This is a genomic window from Phaeobacter sp. CAU 1743, assembly GCF_039839315.1.
Lineage (GTDB): Bacteria > Pseudomonadota > Alphaproteobacteria > Rhodobacterales > Rhodobacteraceae > Phycobacter > Phycobacter gallaeciensis_A.
In genome coordinates, this window is the sequence record NZ_JBDOQR010000149.1 from 1 (window position 1) to 3,544 (window position 3,544).

Here is a 3,544-nt window from a genome sequence, read left to right on the forward strand (position 1 = left end):
AACCCTGCCATGGTGCGTTCCCGGATCAACTCGCTTTCAAATTCGGCGAGCGCGGCAAAGATCCCAAATGACAGCCGACCGGCTGCGGTGGTCGTGTCGATCTGTGCTCCCTGGCCTGTGAGCACCTTCAGGCCAACACCCCGCTCTGACAGTAAGGTCGTCGTTTTCACCAGATGATTCAGACTGCGGCCCATTCTGTCCAGTTTCCAGATCACCAGGACATCGCCTTCGCGTAGAGCCTTCAGGCACGCTTCGAGACCCGGGCGGTCGTTTTTCTTACCTGAGGCCTGATCGGAATAGATCTGCTCTTCATCTACACCCGCAGCGATCAAAGCGTCCCTTTGCAAGTCAAGGGACTGGCTGCCATCGGCCTTGGAGACGCGTGCATATCCGATCAGCATGTTTCACAAACGAACGTTTGAGATGTGCGGAGGAAACCCCAGCTTTCGGGCATGGCATGTATTCCTTAATCCATTACACAATCATCGATAAGCAATCCCCAAAGAGAAAGCAAAAGAAACATGGCGCATCGCACCATACTGACCGAGCGCCAGCGTGCGGCGCTTTTTGACCTGCCGACTGACGAAGCGGTTATGCTGCGGCATTACACGCTGGCAGACGACGATATCGAACACATCAACGAACGGCGGCGGCCAGAGAACAAGATCGGCTTTGCATTGCAGCTCTGCGCGTTGCGGTATCCTGGGCGGCTATTGTCATCCGACGAGGTTATTCCAGAAAAGATACTGCGCTTCATCGCCGCTCAGTTGGGGTTGAGTGCAGGCGATGTCCTGCCATATGCCGCACGCCGCCAAACCCGCCAGCAGCATTTGCACAACCTTCGTGTGGTTTACGGCTTCAAGATGTTCTCAGGCCAAGGCGCCCGCAGTCTCAAAGCGTGGCTTGAATGCGAAGCCGAAACCGCCCGTTCCAGCGAAGATCTAGCTCGCCGCTTTGTTGAAGAGTGCCGCCGGACGCATACGATCCTGCCCGGTGTCTCGGTTATCGAACGGCTTTGTGCAGATGCGCTGGTATCGGCGGAACGCCGGATTGAAAGCCGGATCGCCAACAGGATCGACGATGGAACGAAAGAACGCCTGGATGCGCTGTTGACCGAGATTGCAGATGGCAATGTCACCCGGTTTATCTGGCTTCGCCGTTTCGAGGTGGGCAGCAACTCGGCGGGAGCATCGCGGCTTCTGGATCGGTTGGAGTTTCTGCAGGGCATAAGCCTCTCACCGGACATTTTGGTCGACGTACCACCACACCGTGTCACCCGTCTTCGCCGCCAAGGCGAGCGCTACTTTGCCGACGGTTTGCGAGACATTACCAGCGATCGGCGTCTGGCAATCCTCGCTGTCTGCGCGGTGGAATGGACGGCGGCCATTGCCGACGCCGTAATCGAGACCCACGACCGGATTGTTGGCAAGACCTGGCGGGATGCGAAAAGGCTGTCCGATGCACGTATCGCGGACGCCCGATCTTCGCTGCGCGAGACCTTGCGCTCCTTCAAGGATTTGGGCGCTGCCTTGCTGGTGGCAAAGGCGGATGGCGCATCTCTTGAAGCGGCCATTGACGTTACGTGCGGTTGGTCTCACCTCGAATGCATGGTGACAACAGCTGCAGAGTTGACTGACACGATGGCGGCTGATGCCCTGACTCATGTCGTTCACGGGTACCATCGGTTCCGGCGGTATGGCCCTAGAATGCTGCGGGCGCTCGACATCGGTGCGGCGCCGGTGGCGGCCCCTTTGATACAAGCTACAAAGGTCATCGCCGATGATCAAACCAATGCGCCCCGTCAGGTTGGCTTCCTGCGCCGAACCTCGAAATGGCATCGCCACCTCAATGTTCAAGACCCAAAAGACAATCGGCTATGGGAGGTCGCCGTTCTGTTCCAGGTGCGTGAAGCCTTCCGATCTGGCGATATCTGGCTCTCCCATTCCCGACGTTACGCCGATCTGAAACAAGCGCTTGTGCCAATAGAAGCGGCAAAGGCGTCGCCACGCCTGACGATGCCGTTCGAGCCTGAGGTCTGGCTCGATGATCGCAAGGCCAAATTGACAGAATCCATGGAGCGTTTGGCCAAGGCCGCCCGGAGCGGAGCTATCCCAGGCGGTTCCATCGAGAACGGTATTCTCAAGGTTGATCGCTTGTCGGCGGAGACCCCAGCGGATGCTGACGGCATGGTGCTTGATCTCTATGGCCGTCTGCCTTCAGTTCGGATCACCGATCTTCTGCAGGAAATCGATGATGATATCGCGTTCACCGAAACCTTCACACACCTGCGTACCGGCGCGCCCTGTAAGGATCGCATCGGGCTTCTGAACGTGCTGCTGGCCGAGGGATTGAACCTCGGCCTCAGCAAAATGGCTGAGGCGACCAGTTCCCACGATTATTTCCAACTTTCGCGTCTGTCCCGTTGGCATGTTGAAAGCGATGCCATCAATCAGGCGCTCGCCACGGTGATCGAGGCACAGGCCAAATTGCCGATGGCGCAGTTCTGGGGCGGCGGCATAAGCGCATCAAGCGACGGTCAGTTCTTTCCGACAACGCGGCATGGCGAGGCGATGAATCTTATCAACGCGAAATATGGGCAAGAGCCTGGCTTGAAGGCCTATACCCACGTCTCCGATCAGTTCGGGCCGCTCGCAACTCAGAACATCCCGGCAACAGTCAACGAGGCTCCGTACATTCTGGACGGGTTGCTGATGAATGAGGCGGGGCGAAAAATCAAAGAGCAATATGCCGACACCGGCGGCTTCACGGATCATGTCTTTGCCGCGACAGCGCTCCTGTCTTATCGATTTGTTCCCCGCATTCGCGACTTGCCGTCAAAACGGCTCTATCTCTTCGATCCCGTGGCTGCGCCGAAGGAAGTCCGCCGACTGGTCGGCGGAAAGATCAGAGAAACGCTAATTACTGAAAACTGGCCGGACATCTTGCGCGCCGTCGCTACCATGGCGGCGGGTGTTATGCCGCCCAGTCAGTTGTTGAGGAAGTTTGCATCATATCCACGTCAGCACGAGTTGGCTCTTGCTCTGCGAGAGATCGGTCGCATCGAGCGCACTCTGTTCATAGTTGACTGGCTGCTTGACGCCGATCTGCAGCGACGGGCTCAGATCGGTTTGAACAAAGGTGAGGCCCACCACGCGTTGAAAAACGCTCTACGCATCGGGCGCCAGGGTGAAATCAGAGACCGAACCTCTGAAGGACAGCACTACCGCATGGCCGGGCTGAACCTGCTGGCAGCGATCATCATCTATTGGAACACCAAGCATCTTGGCCACGCTGTTGCGGCCAGAAAGCGAGCCGGTCTCGACTGTTCGCCAGACCTTCTGGCGCATATCTCGCCGCTCGGATGGGCTCATATCCTGCTCACAGGCGAATACAGGTGGAAAAGCAGGTGACGTCCGGTCTTAGACCAGATGAGCGTTTTGCGGCGGGCGAGCCGCAGATGTGGTTTTCTGACGAACACGGAAGAGTTCGAAGGAGAAAGACCAATGACGAAAACGCTTTACGTGGGGCTGGACGTCCACAAAGA

2 protein-coding genes are annotated in these 3,544 nt (G+C 57.5%); one reads left to right on the plus strand and one right to left on the minus strand.

All coding sequences use genetic code 11. The annotated features are described in order from the left end of the window. On the minus strand, nucleotides 1-401 hold a 401-nt coding region (locus AAFO90_RS24310), incomplete at its 3' end, for a recombinase family protein (RefSeq protein ID WP_347511116.1). 120 nt (nucleotides 402-521) lie between these two features. On the opposite strand from AAFO90_RS24310, the gene AAFO90_RS24315 reads away from it, so the two are divergent. Further along, nucleotides 522-3,410, plus strand: coding sequence for a Tn3 family transposase (locus AAFO90_RS24315; protein WP_274860684.1), 2,889 nt, complete (start codon nucleotides 522-524; stop codon nucleotides 3,408-3,410). Nucleotides 3,411-3,544: the final 134 nt, after the last annotated feature.

Bases quoted from the DNA above. Each gene is read 5' to 3' on its own strand.
- AAFO90_RS24315 (WP_274860684.1), top strand. From the start codon at position 522: ATGGCGCATCGCACCATACTGACCGAGCGCCAGCGTGCGGCGCTTTTT.